The 17307-nt window shown below is 70.2% G+C and carries 19 protein-coding genes; 8 read left to right on the forward strand and 11 right to left on the reverse strand.

What is annotated here, in order from left to right:
* Positions 1 to 116: 116 nt before the first annotated feature.
* Together HHX31_RS33590 and HHX31_RS35930 are read left to right on the forward strand one after the other, a co-directional pair.
* On the forward strand, positions 117 to 1328 hold the full coding sequence (locus HHX31_RS33590; RefSeq protein ID WP_211589567.1) for a hypothetical protein: 1212 nt from the start codon (positions 117 to 119) through the stop codon (positions 1326 to 1328).
* A complete protein-coding gene (locus HHX31_RS35930) occupies positions 1277 to 1408 on the forward strand; it encodes a tetratricopeptide repeat protein (protein WP_211589568.1) in 132 nt (43 codons plus the stop codon). Before HHX31_RS33590 ends, HHX31_RS35930 begins: the two co-directional genes overlap by 52 nt.
* 428 nt (positions 1409 to 1836) lie before the next feature.
* On the opposite strand, the gene HHX31_RS11650 is transcribed toward HHX31_RS35930, so the two are convergent.
* The 8 genes from HHX31_RS11650 to HHX31_RS11685 all read right to left on the reverse strand — a co-directional run bounded on the left by HHX31_RS11650 (position 1837) and on the right by HHX31_RS11685 (position 8329).
* A complete protein-coding gene (locus HHX31_RS11650; protein WP_211589569.1) occupies positions 1837 to 2070 on the reverse strand; it encodes a hypothetical protein in 234 nt (77 codons plus the stop codon).
* Complete coding sequence (locus HHX31_RS11655) at positions 2063 to 2212, reverse strand: hypothetical protein (protein WP_169947340.1); 150 nt, start codon at positions 2210 to 2212, stop codon at positions 2063 to 2065. Before HHX31_RS11655 ends, HHX31_RS11650 begins: the two co-directional genes overlap by 8 nt.
* A gap of 371 nt (positions 2213 to 2583) precedes the next feature.
* The gene (locus tag HHX31_RS11660; RefSeq protein ID WP_169948033.1) at positions 2584 to 3876 is read right to left on the reverse strand and encodes a nitrilase-related carbon-nitrogen hydrolase; all 1293 of its coding nucleotides are present in this window, start codon (positions 3874 to 3876) and stop codon (positions 2584 to 2586) included.
* Between the two features lie 36 nt (positions 3877 to 3912).
* Positions 3913 to 4599 (reverse strand): response regulator transcription factor, encoded by a 687-nt coding sequence (locus tag HHX31_RS11665; protein ID WP_169948035.1) that lies wholly within the window; start codon positions 4597 to 4599, stop codon positions 3913 to 3915.
* A gap of 5 nt (positions 4600 to 4604) precedes the next feature.
* Entirely contained in the window at positions 4605 to 5720 is a 1116-nt protein-coding gene (locus HHX31_RS11670; protein WP_169948037.1) for a sensor histidine kinase, read from the reverse strand.
* Between the two features lie 88 nt (positions 5721 to 5808).
* Positions 5809 to 6675, reverse strand: a complete 867-nt coding sequence (locus tag HHX31_RS11675) for a GNAT family N-acetyltransferase (protein ID WP_169948039.1) — start codon at positions 6673 to 6675, stop codon at positions 5809 to 5811.
* Between the two features lie 220 nt (positions 6676 to 6895).
* Positions 6896 to 7321, reverse strand: coding sequence for a nuclear transport factor 2 family protein (locus HHX31_RS11680; RefSeq protein WP_169948041.1), 426 nt, complete (start codon positions 7319 to 7321; stop codon positions 6896 to 6898).
* A 90-nt stretch (positions 7322 to 7411) separates the two neighbouring features.
* Positions 7412 to 8329 (reverse strand): aldo/keto reductase, encoded by a 918-nt coding sequence (locus tag HHX31_RS11685; RefSeq protein WP_169948043.1) that lies wholly within the window; start codon positions 8327 to 8329, stop codon positions 7412 to 7414.
* Between HHX31_RS11685 and HHX31_RS11690 the strand changes: the two genes are divergently transcribed.
* Positions 8328 to 9065 carry an aldo/keto reductase gene (locus HHX31_RS11690; protein ID WP_249345870.1) on the forward strand — a complete coding sequence of 246 codons (738 nt, stop codon included), beginning with the start codon at positions 8328 to 8330 and terminating at the stop codon, positions 9063 to 9065. The genes HHX31_RS11685 and HHX31_RS11690 overlap by 2 nt on opposite strands.
* Before the next feature lie 20 nt (positions 9066 to 9085).
* On the opposite strand, the gene HHX31_RS11695 is transcribed toward HHX31_RS11690, so the two are convergent.
* On the reverse strand, positions 9086 to 10099 hold the full coding sequence (locus HHX31_RS11695) for a LacI family DNA-binding transcriptional regulator (protein ID WP_169948047.1): 1014 nt from the start codon (positions 10097 to 10099) through the stop codon (positions 9086 to 9088).
* Between the two features lie 401 nt (positions 10100 to 10500).
* Here HHX31_RS11695 and HHX31_RS11700 point away from each other — a divergent pair, with 401 nt between their 5' ends.
* Positions 10501 to 11973: a GH1 family beta-glucosidase gene (locus HHX31_RS11700; RefSeq protein ID WP_211589570.1), complete on the forward strand. Its 1473-nt coding sequence runs from the start codon at positions 10501 to 10503 to the stop codon at positions 11971 to 11973.
* A gap of 125 nt (positions 11974 to 12098) precedes the next feature.
* Entirely contained in the window at positions 12099 to 12908 is an 810-nt protein-coding gene (locus HHX31_RS11705) for an SAM-dependent methyltransferase (protein WP_169948049.1), read from the forward strand.
* A gap of 57 nt (positions 12909 to 12965) precedes the next feature.
* Here HHX31_RS11705 and HHX31_RS11710 read toward each other — a convergent pair whose 3' ends face one another.
* Positions 12966 to 14138, reverse strand: a complete 1173-nt coding sequence (locus tag HHX31_RS11710; RefSeq protein WP_169948051.1) for a globin domain-containing protein — start codon at positions 14136 to 14138, stop codon at positions 12966 to 12968.
* Between the two features lie 74 nt (positions 14139 to 14212).
* The gene (locus HHX31_RS11715; RefSeq protein WP_169948053.1) at positions 14213 to 14641 is read right to left on the reverse strand and encodes an Rrf2 family transcriptional regulator; all 429 of its coding nucleotides are present in this window, start codon (positions 14639 to 14641) and stop codon (positions 14213 to 14215) included.
* Positions 14642 to 14765: 124 nt separating this feature from the next.
* Between HHX31_RS11715 and HHX31_RS11720 the strand changes: the two genes are divergently transcribed.
* From HHX31_RS11720 to HHX31_RS11730, 3 genes are all read left to right on the forward strand, one after another.
* Complete coding sequence (locus HHX31_RS11720) at positions 14766 to 15323, forward strand: cysteine hydrolase family protein (RefSeq protein ID WP_169948055.1); 558 nt, start codon at positions 14766 to 14768, stop codon at positions 15321 to 15323.
* A 143-nt stretch (positions 15324 to 15466) separates the two neighbouring features.
* The gene (locus HHX31_RS11725) at positions 15467 to 16108 is read left to right on the forward strand and encodes a protein-L-isoaspartate(D-aspartate) O-methyltransferase (protein ID WP_169948057.1); all 642 of its coding nucleotides are present in this window, start codon (positions 15467 to 15469) and stop codon (positions 16106 to 16108) included.
* Positions 16109 to 16458: 350 nt separating this feature from the next.
* Positions 16459 to 17253 (forward strand): inositol monophosphatase family protein, encoded by a 795-nt coding sequence (locus HHX31_RS11730; RefSeq protein WP_169948059.1) that lies wholly within the window; start codon positions 16459 to 16461, stop codon positions 17251 to 17253.
* Positions 17254 to 17307 lie beyond the last annotated feature (54 nt).

The raw sequence follows: 17307 nt of genomic DNA on the forward strand, positions 1-17307 counted from the left end.
CGGGAGCCGGGGCGTCGCGAGCCTCGCGAGTGGCGCTTGGAGGTCAACGCGGTTGCATGGCTGTTTGTCTATAAATCGGTATGCGACTCTACGGTCAAAGACAGGAAGGTTAGACCGTGAGCGGTGGCCGGTGGCAGGAACGCCGTCTCCTGATGGGCGTGGTCGCTCTAGCCGGTCTGGGTACCGCGACCGCAGCTCTTGCCGCCTTCAAGGTGACCGACCCGTGGGCGATCAGCGGGGCCGCCGCGGCAGTCGCGATGGTGACCGTCCTGTCGGGGCTGATCCAGGAGCGGTACAAGAGGCTTGTGGGCCGCCGGGACGACACCGCGCTGAGGCTGCAAGACGGGTGCCTGGTCTTGCCCAACGGGCGTCTGCCCAAAGTGGCGCAGATCGAGGACCCGGTGCGGCTTGGCGTTCACCCGGCCCTCGTGCTCAGCACCGGTACCGATGATCAGCCGCCGGCGTATGTTCCGCGTGACATCGATGACCAGGTGCGCGAACGACTGGCCGGCGGGGGATTCCTACTGGTGGTCGGCGACTCCACCGCGGGCAAGTCCCGCACCGCTTTTGAAGCCATGCGCGCCACCGTGCCCGACCATCTTCTGATCGCCCCGCACGACCGCACCGCGTTGCCGGCCGCCATCGAGCACGCCGCCCGCGCCGACCGCTGCGTACTGTGGTTGTCGGATCTGGAGCACTACCTGGGCACCGCCGGGCTGACCCGCGAGCACATCGCCCGACTGACCGCCGGCAAAGGCCACCGCATCATCTTGGCGACTCTTCGCAGCGCCGAACAGACCCGCTTGACCAGCCCGCCCACCGACAGGGACCAAGCCGCCCGGTCGGCCGTACGCGAGATCTGCGAGACGCTGGAACAGGCCACCCAGATCCGTCTGCCTCGCATGTTCAGCCCGGCTGAGCTGGACCGCGCCCGATCACGCGCCTGGGACCCGCGCATCGCCGTAGCCGTGCAGCAGGCCGATGACTTCGGTATCGCCGAGTACCTCGCCTCCGGTCCCGAACTGCAACAGGCCCTGGACAACGCCTGGGACATCGGCGCCAACCCCCGCGGCGCCGCACTGGTGTCCGCAGCGATCGACTGCCGCCGCGCCGGCTACACCAGCCCCGCACCCCGCAAACTATTGGAAGACCTGCACAGCGCTTATCTCGACGCCAAAGGTGGCCACCGCCTGCAACCAGAATCGCTGGACCAGGCATGGGGGGGTTCCCCCCGGTATGTGGGCGGTTGGAGGAGGCCGAGGCCGAGCACCGGGCCGTGCTGGAGGTGCGCCGTCGGGTGCTGGGTGAGGAGCATCCGGACACGTTGACCAGCCGGAGCAACCTGGCGCGCCTGCTGTGGGCTTGTGGGCGGTTGGAGGAGGCCGAGGCCGACCAGCCACCTCGGTGAAAGCTGCCGCGCCGCAAGTAAAACGCCATTACGAGTCGAGAGACGCGACGCTCTGTAACCCCATCGGCGATTGCGGCTGTGATCGGGTGTCTTTCAGATGGAGAGGCGAAGCGTAGATCAACCATACGGTGCGCATTCCGTCGTCGATGACATACCGGACGCGGCCCCCACTTGTGACCTCGAACTCCCACTGTTCGAGATCCTTGCCGTTGTGGCGGTGGACTGCACGGTCGCCGCGGAGACGGTGCTGACGCTCGTGATCTGCTCGCGAGCGTGGATTGGCGCGCAGAGCTTCAGGACAGCGCCGTGCGTTCGCCAGGGCGTGCCTGCACAGTTCCTCCCACCCCCTTGCCGCGTCACTGGTAACGAGGCGAACGCTCACTCATCGTCAGGAGGGGGAACGGCGACACGATCCCCACGTTCGGGACTCACACAGAGACCTCGACTGGCCCGAAGTCTCCGCTCGTAGGCTTACGCGCGTCCGCGTACTCCGCCGGGTCCGCCTTGATCCGAGCCGTCGCCCGCCAGCCCGCGATCACTTCTTCGGCCGTGCTGTCCAAGTCGGGGTCCGCAGCGTCGGACAGAGCCTCGACCAGTTCGAACGTGAACCTCCGCAGTTCGTTCGTGGTGAGATGGCGGACCCAGGGGAAGACCTCAGCCATCGCGATATTCTCGCCGCTCGCGCATCGCCCTGACTGTCTTGCCCAGCTCATAGGCGATCCGCGTGGCTTCATAGGCCTCGGCCGCCCCCGGCTCGGCCATTCGGCGATCCCTGAGCTCCCGCCAGTTTCCCTGCTCGCTCATACCGCTTCTTCTTCCTCGTCGACGGTGTGCGCCAACTCGATGCAGCGGCGCATGGCCCGCCGAGCCCGCTCGATCTCCCGATCATCGCGTGCCCGCGTCTTACGGAACACGGTCAGGAGCACGATCCGGCGACCGGGTGCGATCCAAGCTCCATGGCACCCCAGCTCATGGCGTTGATGCTATGAGCCACAAGATAGTCGCGCATTGCTTTCGCCTGAACACGGTGAGCGGTGAGATCAAGTGCGTGGAGGCGACGTACCCGTCCTCCGCCCAAGGCGGAGGTTCGGTGTTTCCCGAACGACACGAGAGCAGATGGAGTCCAGGGCGCGACCTCAGAACGAGTTGTGGCCCGCCGGTGAGGGGGCTCTCGTTCACCGAGTTGGAAGACTTCGTAGGGCCAGCGCACCGAGCGCGAGCAGCAGGAGCCCGGCCGAGGCCCACGCGGCCCAGTCGCCCAGGGCGATGTAGAGGGTGGCCGAGCCCTGTCGAGGCAGGGTGGCCGTGACCGTGGTCATGCCCGTTCTGTCGCTGTAGCGCTCGGTCACGATCCGGCCGCGGCTGTCGCTGACCGTCACCCATCCCTGGCGTGCGGCACGGGCCACCGCCAGGCCGTTCTCCACACCGCGCACCACCGCCATGCGGCTGTGCAGCCACGCGTCCTCGTCGAAGTCCCAAGCGGGCGCGAGCAGGGCGGCGGCGCCGGCCTTGCCGTACGCCCTGACCAGGCCGGGGAAGTCGAGGTCCTTGCAGATGATGAGGCCGAGCCGGTTGCCGTCCACGAAGGCCAGGCTCGTGCCGGGCCGGAACTCGCGCTCCACCCCGGGGACCATGTGGTGCTTGTCGTAGCGCACCCCAGAGGGGTAGCCGACCGCGCTGTTGGTCTCCATGGCGATCCCGGCGATCACCTCCACGCCCGGGCGGGCGAACGGCAGGTCGGCGGTCGTGAAAACCTTCTCGGGCAGCACCACGATCTCCGCGCCGCGGGCCACCGCTGCGTCGACGGCCTCGCCGTACCGGCGGACAAGATCCTCGGAGTCGTCGGTCGCGAGCAGCGCGACCTTCCGTCCTCCGGTGTCGGCGGGCGTCGCGAGTCGTACGAAACCATGGCCGAGCGTGAGCGCGACCAGCGCGCCCGAGACCACCGCCGCGCGTGGCCGCAGGACCGCGATCGAGGCGGGCACGAACAGCAGGAGGAAGGTGATGCCCCAGATCCCGGTGACGGAGGCGGTCTGCAGCACGGGCAGGAAGTCGGCCTGCGTGTACGCCAGGCTCCACCAAGCGCCATGCGGTCCGGCGAGGTTCATGACCCACTCGGCGGTGACCCAGACGGCCGGTACGGCTGCCGCCGCCAGGAGCGGCCTGCCGCGTACGAGCAGGGTGCGGAAGAGCAGCACGCCCAGGCCGTAGCAGAGCGCGGGGCCGGCGATGAGGGCGGCGACCAGCGCGGGCGGCATCTCCAGGGTCCGGGTGAAATATGGCCACATCTGCGCCTGGCCGGCGAGCCAGACGAGCGTCCCGGCGGCGAAAGCCGCGCCTCTGCCCGCCCGGCGAGCAAGGAACAGGACGGGCAGCGGCGCGAGCCAGGTGAGCCACCAGAGGGGGTGAAGACCGGTGCTGAAATGCATCAGGACGGCTGAGGCGAGGGTGAGGAGGATGCGTTGCACGCCGACGAGCGTGCTTCCTCTCACCCGGCCGGCGCGTCAGTCGCGGGTGCGATCTCCGTTGTCACTCTCACCGGCGACCACCAGCCCGGACTCGTAGGCGAGCACCACGGCCTGGACTCGGTCTCGCAGGTCCAGCTTGGCGAGCATGCGGCTGACGTGCGTCTTGACCGTGTGCTCGGTGACCACGAACGTGGCGGCGATCTCCGCGTTCGACAGGCCGCGCGCGACCAGCTTCAGCGTCTCACGCTCGCGGTCGGTCAGTGCCTCCAGCCTGGCCGCCAGCCGGGGGGCGACGCCGTGGGCGGGCCTGCGCACCAGGTCCTCGAGCAGTCTCCTGGTCGCCGCCGGGGCGAGCAGGGCCTCACCTGAGGCGACGGTGCGTACGGCGTGGGCGAGTTCGTCGCGCCGGATGTCTTTCAGCAGGAAACCGCTCGCCCCCGCCCGGACCGCGTCATAGACGTACTCGTCGAGATCGAACATGGTCAGCACGAGCACCTTGGCGGCGGTGGTGCCGCAGATCTCCCTGGTCGCCTCGATGCCGTTCTTGCCCGGCATGCGCACGTCCATCAGGACCACGTCCGGCTGGAGCCGCCTGGCCTCGGCGATCGCCTCCTCGCCGTCGGCGGCCTCGCCGACCACCTCGATGTCCGGCTGCGCGTCCAGGATCAGCCCGAACCCCGCGCGGAAGAGGTCCTGGTCGTCGGCGATGAGCACCCGTAACACGCAGGCTATTCAAGCGGGAATTCAGCTTTGACCACGAATCCCCCGTTTGGTCCGGCCCCGACCCTGAGCGTCCCGCCACATGCCGCCGCCCGTTCCCGCATCCCGGCCAACCCGTACCCGCCGCCCTCACCCGGCCCCCGCCCGTCGTCGGCGATCTCCACCGTCAGGCTCTCCCGCCAGGTCAGAGTGAGGCGTACGGCACGCATCCCGGCGTGCTTGCGTACGTTGGTGAGCGCCTCCTGAACGATGCGGTAGACGGCGGCCTCGACGCTTTCGGTGACCGGGCGCGGGGTGCCGACAGTCATGCTCGCCACATCGAGACCGCTGCGCTCGATCAGCGCGGGCAGGTTGGCCAGACGCGGCTGAAACAGCGACTCGCGCAGGCGCTCGCCGGCATGGCCCAACGCCGGTCCGCCACCTTCGCCCGGGGTCCGCAGGGCGGCGAGCGCCCCCCTGAGCTCGGCCAGCGCACCCCTTCCCGTGCCGGCGATGGCGTCAAAGACCGCTTCGGCCTTGTCCGGGTCGCTGCGGAGCACCACCGGCCCGGCTTCGGCCTGCACCACCATCAGGCCGACGGAATGGGTGACGATGTCATGCATGTCGCGCGCGATCCGGGTGCGCTCCTCTGCCGCCGCCGCGATGTGCTCCTGCTCCCGCCGCCGCGCCCGCTCGGCCAGTTCGGCGGCTCGCGAGCGACTTGCCCTGACACTGGTGCCCAGCGCGTAGGCGGCCACAAAGGCTGTCCCCACCAGCCGGAAGGTCTCGTCGTTCTCTCCGGGCAGCACCAGCGAGACACCCACAGCCGCCACGATCCCCGGAATCGCCGCCAGCCTCTTCCAGGTGGGACTCAGGTCGGCGATCGTGTAGACGGCCAGCAGCGGCCCGAAGGGCAGAAACGGCTTCTCCCACGTCACCATCACCGTCATCGCCGTCCCGACCACCACCGCCACCGCCATCGGCGCCCGCCTGCGCCACCACACCGGCACCGACGCCAGCAGCCCCAGCCCGATGATCCACCACGGTCTGGGATCGGGCAGCAGTAGCGGTCCGACCGTAGCCAGGACCACGCCCACGGCGAGCGCCCCGTCAACCGCCCTGCCGATCCGGCCCGCTGCGAACATCCGCCCATTATCAGGACCCATCGGCCCACTTGGCCTCACTCTCCGGAGTGATGCCGGCGCGGTGATCAGTCAGGGAGCTGGGGAGGCGCTAGGCGACCCGGTACTGGTCCCGGATCTCGGGAAGTCGCTGGAAGCCGGCTGACTCGTAGGTGGCGACGGCGCCGGCATTGGAGCTCGGGGTGCAGACGATCGCACTCGACGAGCCCAGCTCCCGAAGAGCGGCCGCTGCGGCGACGGTGATCGCGGTGCCGTAACCGTGACCGCGATGTTCCCGGTGCACGCCCATCGGCTCGAGCAGCCCAGGCTTACCCGGACCGGCCGACCACACCGTCACCGCCGCCACCGCGTCGCCCTGGTCGTCGTACGCGACCAGGCACCGGGCGTCGGCGTACGGCAACCCGGCCGCCATCGCGTGCCAGCGCTCGTCCGTGAACGTGGACCCGTCGAACGCTGCTCGCTGTACGGCGGTCCGCACGTGCGCCCGCTCCGGACCGATCACCTCTATCCGCACGCCCGGATCCTTCGCCGGCTCCGCGAGGTCGTGGCGCAGCGGCGTCCACGGCTCGTCGGCCTTCCAGCCGTCCTTGCACAGCAGATCTTGGACAAGCGCGCACATCGACGCGTCGACGTGCGCCTTCCCCTCGGTCAGTACGCCGCGCTCCGGCTCGGTCACGTCCTCGACCAGTCGCTGCGCCAGTTCCTCGTCCCGCCGAGCGTCTGGCGCGACCGCCAGCCGCAACAGCTTGGGATGGTCGAGCAGCCCGACGGCGAGAATCCGTCCGTCCCGGCTCCACGTCCGGACCGCCGCGGCCGTCGCCTCCGCACCGAACCGCCAGAACCAGCCCAGATCCCCCGGATGCAGTTGCACCAGCGCCCCGTCGTACTGCCAATCCCGCAGCACTCCCACAACCTCGCCCAGCCCACCGGCTCCCGGCTCACCCAACACAATTGCCACGCACCGATCACACACACCCGCACCGACGGTCCGCACCTGGATTTCGGCCGGCCGGCGTTGGGCTCCTTTGCCGCCCAGGACAGAACGAGACCTCCGAGCGGCCCGACCGCCGCCCGGAGGTCTCAGCGATGCCGGCCGCTGCTCCGAACGGTCACCTGCGGTGGCACTCGTGCCACCGATGCCGCGGTGGCCGTCCGGCCTCAAATACGCTTCACCGGGGTCAGCCGCGCTTGGCGGGCGGCCACCCGTGGCCCCAGCCGCCCTGCGCCATCGTCTGGAACGCCCACCCTTCCTCTGTACGCACCAGCAGGTCGCCGTAGTGCATGCTCTCCCTGCGGCCCTCGATCGTCATCGTCGCCCTGGTCTCCACGAACACGAGGTTGGGGCTGAGGAAACGCGGCGTCCGAACCGACTCAAGCCCGAGCCCCGCCGTTCCGCCGCCCATGGCCTCCTTCATCGCCTCGACGTACTCCTCGCGCGTCCACTGCCGCACCGCGGCGAAGCCGCCCGGCACGTCGGTGACCAGGTTCATCGGGAAGACCGCGAGGTCGGCCACTTTCTCGATCTCTCCGAGTTCGGCGAGCGCGTCGTACTGGGCGAACCAGTCCTCGACGCTCTTCAGTTCCTCGTCGCTCGGCTCGTACATGCACTCCACCCTTCTCGCGTACGCCTTACCGTACACCATACGGTTCGGAAGTCGCGTGTGCGTGAGGGTGCTCGCCGACGACGATCCGGATCACGCCGGCTCGTCCACCAACTCCCGCGTGACGTCGTGCGCCATGGCGGACAGTCGCGCGGCGTCCCGGCCGGGAGAGGCCTCGAACACCTTGCGGTACTCCCTGCTGAACTGCGACGGGCTTTCGTAACCGACGAAATAGCCGATCTCCGCCACGTTCCCCGACCGGGTCATGAGCAGGGTGCGGGCCGTCTGGAGACGGATCTGCTTCTGGAACCGCACCGGCGTCATCGACGTCGCGGCGCGGAAGTGCCGGTGAAAGGACGACGCGCTCATACCGCAGAGTTCCGCCAGATCCGTGACGGAGAGGTGCTCCCGGTAGTGCTCGCGGATCCAGCGGATTCCCCGGGAGATGAGCGCGAGATTGCCGTCGACGAGGCCGATCTGCCGTACGAGCGCACCCTGGTCGCCGTTGATGAGCCACCAGAGGATCTCCCGCTGAAGTCCGGGGCCGAGCACGCGCAGGTCGTCCGGCCGGTCCGCGATGCGCAGCAGACGTACGACGGGGTCCAGCAACTCCGGTGAGGCGTCGCTCACCGCCATTCCGGTGAACGCCGGGGGCTTGCCGGCCGCGCGCGCCTCCAGCAGCAGCGGCGCGATGTCCGCCGGACGCAGAGACATGCTGAAGACGACGAACGGCTTGTCCGGGCTGGCTTCCAGGGCCTGGCCGATCACCGGGAGGTCCACCGACACGACGAGGTACTGCCGGGAACCGCCTCGCCGATTGGGGTCCTCGCCTGTCGGCAGCCCGAACTTCGTGGCGATGACGAGGTCGTCGCGACGGCCCTTGATCACCTTCCCGACGATCTCCTCACATCCACCCTGGTAGTAGACGTCGGCGGTGTCGATGACGTTGATGCCGGCGTCGAGCGCGCGGTGGATGACGCGGACCGCGTCGTCGTGGTCGCGGTTTCCCATGCTGCCGAGGTGGATCGTCCGCGCGGTCGAAGACAGCCTGCGCCGCCTGGACGTCGATCACATCGACCTCTACCAGATGCACCGCCCCGACCACGAGACGGACGTCGGCGAGACGCTGTCGGCCCTGACCGACCTCGTCCGCGCCGGGAAGATCCGGGCGTTCGGCTCCTCCATGTTCCCCGCGGAGCTGATCACGGAGGCCCAGTGGACGGCGCGGCGCACGGGGACGCACCGGTTCCTGACCGAGCAGTCGATGTACTCCGTCTTCACCCGCAAGCCGGAGGGCGCGGTGTTCCCGACCGCCCAGCGCCACGGGCTCGGCGTCCTCACCTTCAGCCCTCTCAACGGCGGCTGGCTCTCCGGGCGGGCCGACCTCCCGGCCGGTCACCGGGCCTCGGCGCGGCCGTCGCAGTACGACCCGACGACGCCGGCCGGCAGGCTCAAGGCCGCCGCGCTCACGGAGCTCGCCGCCCTCGCCGGAGAGGTCGGGATGACGCTGCCGCAACTCGCGGTCGCCTTCGCCCGCGCGCACCCGGCCGTCACGTCCGTGCTGATCGGGCCGCGCACCGCCGGCCAGCTCGACGGTCTCCTGCCGGGCGCCGACGTGGACCTGACCGACGACATCCTGGACCGCGTCGACGCCATCGTGCCGCCGGGAACGGACCTCGACCCCGAGGACAACTACGCCACCACGCCGCCCGCGCTGCGGGACGCCCGGCTTCGCCGCCGCCGGTGAGCGGTCGGGGATCAGGCGGGTCAGAGCGGGGGCGTGCTGGAACCGCGCACGACGAGCGTGGCAGGCAGGATCCGGGGCGGCGGCGCGTCCGCACCGTTGATCATGGAGACCACCGCCTCCGCGGCGGCGGTGCCGAAGCCGTCCTTGTCCTGGGCGACGGTCGTCAGGCCCGGCGGGACGAGCGCGGCCACCTCGATGTCGTCGAACCCGACGAGGGCGATGTCCTCCGGCACCTTCAGGCCGGCCTCGCCGATCGCCACGAGCGCGCCGACGGCCATCTCGTCACCGGCGACGAACACGGCGTCGGGCCGGTCGTCGGCCTCCAGCAGGCGGCGCATCGCGGCGTGGCCACCCGACAGATAGAAGTCGCCCTCGACCACCAGCTCGGGCCGGCGCGGGAGCCCGAGCGCGGCCAGTTCGTCATGGTAGCCCTGCAGGCGCTCCGCGCCCGGCCGCGTGTGCGCCGGGCCGGTGATCGTGGCGATGGCCCGGCGCCCCCGCTCGTGCAGGTGCCGTACGGCCAGGCGGGCGCCGCCGATGTTGTCCGAGGTGACATATGTGGCGCGGGGACCCTGCACGGGACGGTCCAGGCTGACGCAGGGGATGCCCGATTCGGCCAGCCGCCGCAGCGACGGGTCCCAGGTGCCGCTGTCGATCACTACCACGCCGTCCAGGTTGTGCCTGCGCACGGCGCGCACGTAGGAGTCCTCGGTCGGCTCCTCGCTCGTGGCCAGCATGAGCAGGTGATAACCGCGCCCGCTGAGCGCGGTCTTGAGGCCGATGAGGATCTCTTGGAAGAACGGGTGCCGCCAGCCGGGGCGGCGGTGGTCGGTGTCCCACACGAGGCCCACCATGAAGGACTTCTTGGTGGCCAGCGTGCGGGCCGACTCGTTGGGCAGGTAGCCGATCTGGCGCGCCGTCCGCAGGACCTGTTCCCTCGTCTTCGCGTTCACCACCTTGGGGTTGTTGAACACGCGGGAGACAGTCGCGGGAGACACGCCGCACAGGCGCGCCAGCTCTCTGATCGTTGCCACGGACCAATACGCTATCGCATCTCGCTGTAACCGGTTTCATGCAACCGGTTTCCCTGAAAGTACGCAACAACAGGGCGGCTCGTCAACCAGTAAGAAGAATTTCCCCTCGTCACGATTTCGTGACTTGACAGCGCTGGCCCGTTCTATGTGTGATGGCGGACATCGGCTGGTGCTGTCTCGTTGCCACGGGCCCGGTCGTTGTCGCTTCTCGCAGCCGCTTCCCTTCCTCCTGCGAGGGAGTTCAGGTGTCCGCTGCGGAACTCCGTCTGCCCGCGTTTGTGCCCGCCGTACGGCTCGGCGGGTCCCGTGGCTGCCGGGGGAACGGTCCCATCGCCCACACGGCCTGCCGCCGTGCCCGGGCCGTTCACCGCAGCGGGCACGGAACCTGGAGTGAACAGGGAATGACGGCGACCGACGAACGCCCCGCCATGCTGCGGACTTTTCCCGCCGGCTTCGTGTGGGGCACGGCCACCGCGGCGTACCAGATTGAGGGGGCCGTCGACGACGACGGCCGGGGGCCTTCGATCTGGGACACCTTCTGCCGGGTGCCCGGCGCGGTGGCACGGGGCGAGTCGGGTGATGTCGCCTGCGACCACTATCACCGCTGGCAAGAGGATGTCGATCTCATGAAAGACCTGGGGGCGGGGGCCTACCGTTTCTCCGTTGCCTGGCCGCGGGTGATGCCCGACGGCCGTGGACCGGTGAACCGGCGCGGGCTGGACTTCTACCGCCGGCTCGTGGACGCCCTGCGCGAGGGCGGCATCGAGCCGTACGTCACTCTCTACCACTGGGACCTGCCACAGGCGCTTGAGGACCGCGGGGGCTGGCGGGTCCGCGACACGGCCGAGCGGTTCGCCGACTACGCCGAGGTGATGTACGAGTCCCTCGGCGAGTCGGTGTCGAACTGGATCACGCTCAACGAGCCGTACTGCTCGTCAATCGTCGGCTACGGCGAGGGCCGGCACGCGCCCGGCGCCAAGGAGGGGGAGGGCGCGCTGGCCGCGGCCCACCACCTGCTGCTGGGGCACGGCCTGGCCGTCGCCCGCCTGCGTGAGATGGCCAGGCCGGGTCAGCGGATCGGGGTGACGCTCAACATGTCGCCCACGGTGCCGGTGACCTCCTCGCCGCAGGACGTCGACGCCGCGCGGCGCATGGACCTGCTGGTCAACCGGCAGTTCACCGAGCCGCTCTTCGGCGGGGCCTACGCCGCCGACATGGCCGAGACGTTCGGCCGGATCACCGACTTCGCCTTCCGCAGGGACGGCGACCTGGAGATCATCGGCAGGCCGGTCGACTACCTCGGCGTCAACTACTACTACCGCCTGCACGTGGAGGCCGCGCCGTACGAGGAGGCCGACCCGGCCCTGCGGACGGCGTTCGACCTCGGCGCGCGCACCGTGAGTCCCGAGCACGCGCGCACCAGCGGGCTCGGCTGGGTGGTGGAGCCAGAAGGGCTGTACGAGACCCTGGTAGGGCTGACGTCCCGCTATCCGGACCTGCCGCCGGTCTACATCACGGAGAACGGGTACGGCGACGACGGCGTGCTGGAGGACGAAGGCCGCATCGACTACCTGCGCGACCACCTCACCGCGACCCGTGACGCGATGGAGGCGGGCGCGGACGTGCGGGGCTACTTCTGCTGGTCGCTGATGGACAACTTCGAGTGGGCCCGGGGCTACTCCGCCAGGTTCGGCATCGTCCATGTGGACTACGAGACTCAGGCGCGCACGCCGAAGGCCAGCTTCCACTGGATGCGCGACTTCATCGCCGACCCGGTCGTCACTGGACCCGTCACCGTCAGCCCGGCGACCACGGGCCCGGTCGACATCCTGGTGGCGGGCACGCCGCGGAGCGAGCGCCCGGCGGGAGACTGACGGGTCGCGGCCCGGATTGACCGGCATGCTGTGCCACATGCCGGTCAATCCCCCGCTAAATGCGCTAAATCCTGATTAATCGGCTACCTTTTGATCAACCGAAAAGCGGATCAGGGGCAGGACTGATGACCAAGGAGCAGGGCCCGCCGGGGATCGACGTGACGATCCCCAGTGTCGCCCGGATCTACGACTACCTCCTCGGAGGCAAGGACCACTTCGCCGTCGACCGGGCGGCGGCCGAGAAGCTCATCGAGCTGACCCCGAACGCGCGAGAGGGCGTGCAGACCAACCGGCGCTTCCTCCGGCGCGCGGTGACGCTCATGGCCCGTGAGGGCATCCGTCAGTTCCTCGACATCGGCGCCGGCCTGCCGACCCAGGAGAACGTCCACCAGGTCGCGCTCCGCGAAGCCCCGGACGCGCGCGTCGTCTACGTCGACAACGACCCGATCGTGCTCGCCCACGGCCGGGCCCTGCTGGCCGACAACGCCCAGACGATCGTCGTGGACGGCGACCTGCGCGAGCCCGAGGCCATCCTCGCCGACCCCCGCGTCAACGAGCACATCGACTTCGGCAAGCCGGTGGGCCTGCTCATGGTGGCCGTGCTGCACTTCATCCCGGAGACCAAGGAGGCCGAGCGCATCGTCGGCACCCTGCGCGACCGGCTCGCCCCGGGAAGCGGGATGGCCATCAGCCACCTGTCGTTCGGCGACCTCGACGAGGAGAAGATCCGCGAGGGGCGCGAGCTGTACAAGAACACCTCGGCTGGGGCGGTCACCCCGCGGACCCACGCGGAACTGCTGCGGTTCTTCGACGGGTTCGACCTGGTCGAGCCGGGTCTCGTCGTGGCGGAGGAGTGGCGGCCCGAGCCCGATGAGCCGAAGCTGCCGAGGCTTCCCGGCGTGGACGGCTACGCCGGCGTCGGCCTGCTGCGCTGACCGGGGCCGGCCGCGGGACGCCCCGCCGCTGACGGGCGGCGGGCCGTCCCTGCCAGGTCAGGCGGCCGCGATCCACAGGTCGGGGCCGAACACCTCGTAGTGGATGCCCGAGGCGGGCACTCCGCGCTCGGCCAGTTGCGCGCGTACGGCCCGCATGAACGGCAGCGGCCCGCACAGGCAGGCCACGAGGCCCTCCGGCAGTTCGATCGCCGACAGGTCCGCCAGGCCGGTGTGCCCCGTGTGCCCGGGGTCTGGGTTCTCATACCACCGGTGCAGGGTGGCGCCGGGCAGCGCGGCGACCAGTTCCGTGAGCTCCTCGCGGTGGACGTGGGCGTCAGGGGAGCGGTCGGCGTGCACGACGACGACACGGCGGTCCGACCCGGTGGCGGCGAGATGGCCGAGCATCGACAGCATGGGGGTGAGCCCGATCCCCGCCGAGGCGAGCAGCAGCGGGCCGTCCCCCTCGGGCAGGGTCAGGTCGCCGAAGGGCGCGGAGACCGTGAGCACGTCACCGGCCAGCACACGCTCGTGCAGCCAGGCGGAGACCTCGCCCTCGGGTGCGCCCTCGCCGCGCACCCGCTTGACCGTGATCCGCCAGTGGTCGCGTTCGGGGGAGTTCGACAGGCTGTACTGCCGGATCTGCCGCGCCCCGTCGGGCAGCGTCACCCGTACGCTGACGTACTGGCCCGGCCGGAAGGACATCGGCGTGTCCGGGCGCAGGAGGAAGGCGGCCACGTCCGGCGTCTCGTCGCGCCGCTCGACCACGGTGGCCCTGGTCCAGCCGCGGCGCGCCTCACGATAGAGGTCGCGCTCCAGGCCGATCAGCGTCCCGGCCATGAGCCAGTAGACCTCGTCCCACGCACGGGCGACCTCGGGCGTGACCGCGCCGCCGAGCACCTCGCCGATGGCGGCGAACAGATACTTGTGCACCACGGCGTACTGGTCCTCGGTGACGCCGAGGGAGGCGTGCTTGTTGGCGATCCTGGACAGCATCGTGGCGGGCGGTTCGCCGGGGCGCTCCACCAGCGCGGTCGCGAACGCCGCGATCGACCCGGCCAGCGCGACGCGCTGCTCGCCGTTGGCCTGGTTGCCCCGGTTGAACAGGTCGCGCAGCAGTTCGGGGTTGTCGGCGAACATCGTGTCGTAGAAACGGGCGGTGATCTCCTGGATCGCGCCGGCGATCACGGGCAGGGTGGCGCGGACGGTTCCGGCCGACTCAGGGGAGAGCATGATGTGCCTCCAAATCGGTATCTGAGATGCGAATTAAAAGCCGTGGTTCGGCTCTGTCGTCCCGCTCACGCGGGTCAGGTGAGAGCGAGCAGCACCGGCCTCGACGACGAGGAGACCAGCTGCTCCACGGTGATCGGATCGAGAGAGGCGTAGAAGGCCTGCTGGGCGGAGCGCAGCGCGCCTCGAAGGCCGCAGGCGGCCCGCAGCGGGCAAGGGGTCTCCCCCTCGCAGGTGACGACCTCCTCCTCTCCCTCCAGTTCGCGGACCAGCCAGCCGATGGACGCCGTACGGCCGAGCCCGGTCAGCCCGAGGCCGCCCCCGCGACCCCGGCGGGCCTCCACGACGCCGAGATGCCGCAGGCGGGCGATGGCCTTGGCCGTGTGGTTGTAGGGGATCGCCATCGCCTCGGCCACCTGCCGGGTGGTGAGCGACTCCCCGGGCTCCAGGACCGCCAGGCGCATCGTGACGCGCAGCGCCAGGTCCGTGAACTTCGTCAACCGCACGTCCCGAACGCTAGCAAATCGGCATCTACCCCTCCAATTTGGGGGTGCATCGGAGGCAGGGACTTGTCGGTGCCGAGATCTAGGGTGAGCCATGACAGGATCCATGACGAGAACGGAGATCCGCGTGACAACCCTGGCTGATCGTCCGAACACCGCGCTGCTGGTCATCGACGTCCAGAACGGCGTGGTGGCGGGCACTCCCAACCGCGACACCGTGATCGCGAACATCGACACCCTGATCGGAAAGGCGCGCGCGGAGGACGTGCCGGTGATCTGGGTGCAGCACTCCGACGCCGGTCTCAAGCGCGGCACCGAAGACTGGCAGTACGTCGCGGAGTTGGTCCGCCACGACGCGGAGCCGCTCGTCCACAAGAGCTACGGCGACTCGTTCGAGGACACCGATCTGGAGGCGGTGCTGGCCGAGCGTGGAGTGGGCCGGATCGTCGTCACCGGCGCCCAGACCGATATGTGCATACGCTCGACCATTCACGGGGCCTTCGTCCGGGGATACGACGTGACACTGGTGGGCGACGCGCACACCACCGAGGACCTCACCGCCTACGGCGCGCCGCCCCCCGAGCAGGTGATCGCGCACACGAACCTCTACTGGCAGGACCAGGCCGCCCCCGGCCGCCGCGCGGGCACCGTCAGCACGGCGGAGGTGTCCTTCGCCGCCGGCTGAGCCCACGCGCCCGCGAGCCAGAAGGCCCCGGCGTGAGACGGGGAGACTCTTCGGATTCCCGCGCCGCTGAGGGGGCATCACCGGGATGAGCGGGCCGCCGGCGGGGACGGCGCCGCTCGCCGTCGAACGTGAGCGTGGTGGACGTGACCGCAGCCGCATGTCCAGAAGACCTCATCCGGGCCGTCCGGGAGGCGGGCGTCCGTGACGAGCGCCTGCTTCAGGCCGTGCGCTCGACCCCGAGGGCCGGGTTCGTCCCCGCGGCACACGTCGCCCACGCGTACGAGGACGTGCCGATCCCCATCGCGCACGGGCAGGTGACCACCCAGCCGTCGCTGTCGGCGAGGATGATCGAAGGGCTCGAACTCACCGGGCGCGAGCACGTGCTGGAGGTCGGCAGCGGCCTCGGCTTCCAGACCGCGCTGCTCGCCCGCATGGCCGCCGACGTGGTCAGTGTCGACCTGTGGCCCGACCTCGTCCGCGACGCGCGGCGCAACCTCGCCCGCCAGGGCATCCGCAACGCCAAGGTGCTCGTCGGCGACGGCGGTCAGGGAGTGCCCGATCACGCGCCCTATGACGCCGTCATCGTCTCGGCGGCCTTTCCCACGGTCCCCGCGCCGCTGGTCGAGCAGTTGCGGCTCGGCGGCCGTCTGGTGCAGCCGATCGGCACCGGCGGCCGGGAGGAGGTCGTGCTCTTCGAGCGCACGCTCATCGGCCTGGAGCCCCGGCAGATCCTCACGCTGGCCCGCTTCGTCCGCCTCCACGGCCGCTACGGCTATCCCTCCTGACCGTTTGGCCCTGAGCTGTCGCGACCTACTGGTTGCCAGGGGAAACGCTCATCGCGGTGGTGAGAAGTGAGCCTGGAGTTCCTGGAAAGATGGTCGAAGTGCTTCCCGAGGGCTGAATCTTCCTCGGTTGTCCTCGGCCTTCCTCGACCGGCAGGGCGGAGCGCCTGAGCAGGTCCGCGAGCGACTGGCGGCGGGCGAGGGCGACATCCGGCGACGCGGGGGACATGAGCGGCACCGACACCGAAACAGAGGAACTTCTGGATCGGCTCTACGGAGAAGTGATCGTCTTGGGGAGAGGGCCGACCCCGGGGCTGCCCGCGCGCCGCCGGGGTCGTGGTAGTCCTGATCCCGTGTCGATCACGGACGAGGAGTTGGCCCTGGCGGCGGCGCAAGCCGGAGCCGCCGTCGTGCGCGCCATGTGGGGGACGTCGCTGACGCGCTTCGCGAAGTCCGCGGGTGACTTCGCCACCGCCGCGGACATCGAGGCGGAGAGGGCCATCATCGATGTCATCCGCACGGCGCGTCCGGGCGACGCCGTGACGGGGGAGGAGAGCGGACGCACCGGGCGGGCCGGCGCGGAGCGCATGTGGCTGGTCGATCCTCTGTGCGGCACGTTGAACTACGCCGCGCGCGGCATGCTCGTCGCGGTGAACGTCGCCCTGCGTGTGGGATCCGCCATTACGGCGGCGGCCTGTGCCGACCCGTTCGCCGGCGAGGTGTTCTGGACGGACGGCGCCCGCGCGTACGTTCGTCGCGAAGGTGTGGACGAACGGCTCACGCCGTCGGCCGAATCGCGGCTGGTGGACGTCAACCTCGATCCGCCGTTCCCGAACGCGCCGGCCTTCCACGCCGCCCGCCTCCTCGCCGAGCCGGGCTTCGCCGAGCGTTTCCGCCCCCGGGTCGTCTCCACGACTCTCGCGGTGACGTGGGTCGCCGCCGGTCGCCGGGCCGCCTACGTCACCGACGGGCATCTGCGCGACAGCGTGCACTTCGCGAGCGGGATCGCGCTGTGCCGGGCCGCCGGATGCGTGGTGACCGGCATCCACGGCGAGCCACTGCACACCGGTGCGGGCGGGCTCGTCGTGGCGGCCGACGGGGAGACGCACTCCGCGTTGCTGGAGATCATCGCCCGCGACGGCAGGTGAGAGGTTCTTACGCGGCCGTCGCCGGAGTGGCCGCGGTCGTGAGGTCTAAGACCA

The organism is Microbispora sp. H11081 (assembly GCF_012999535.1).
GTDB lineage: Bacteria > Actinomycetota > Actinomycetes > Streptosporangiales > Streptosporangiaceae > Microbispora.

Bases quoted from the DNA above. Each gene is read 5' to 3' on its own strand.
- HHX31_RS11650 (WP_211589569.1), bottom strand. From the start codon at position 2,070: ATGGCTGAGGTCTTCCCCTGGGTCCGCCATCTCACCACGAACGAACTG.
- HHX31_RS11655 (WP_169947340.1), bottom strand. From the start codon at position 2,212: ATGAGCGAGCAGGGAAACTGGCGGGAGCTCAGGGATCGCCGAATGGCC.
- HHX31_RS11670 (WP_169948037.1), bottom strand. From the start codon at position 5,720: ATGTTCGCAGCGGGCCGGATCGGCAGGGCGGTTGACGGGGCGCTCGCC.
- HHX31_RS11680 (WP_169948041.1), bottom strand. From the start codon at position 7,321: ATGTACGAGCCGAGCGACGAGGAACTGAAGAGCGTCGAGGACTGGTTC.
- HHX31_RS11690 (WP_249345870.1), top strand. From the start codon at position 8,328: ATGCTGCCGAGGTGGATCGTCCGCGCGGTCGAAGACAGCCTGCGCCGC.
- HHX31_RS11685 (WP_169948043.1), bottom strand. From the start codon at position 8,329: ATGGGAAACCGCGACCACGACGACGCGGTCCGCGTCATCCACCGCGCG.
- HHX31_RS11700 (WP_211589570.1), top strand. From the start codon at position 10,501: ATGACGGCGACCGACGAACGCCCCGCCATGCTGCGGACTTTTCCCGCC.
- HHX31_RS11705 (WP_169948049.1), top strand. From the start codon at position 12,099: ATGACCAAGGAGCAGGGCCCGCCGGGGATCGACGTGACGATCCCCAGT.
- HHX31_RS11710 (WP_169948051.1), bottom strand. From the start codon at position 14,138: ATGCTCTCCCCTGAGTCGGCCGGAACCGTCCGCGCCACCCTGCCCGTG.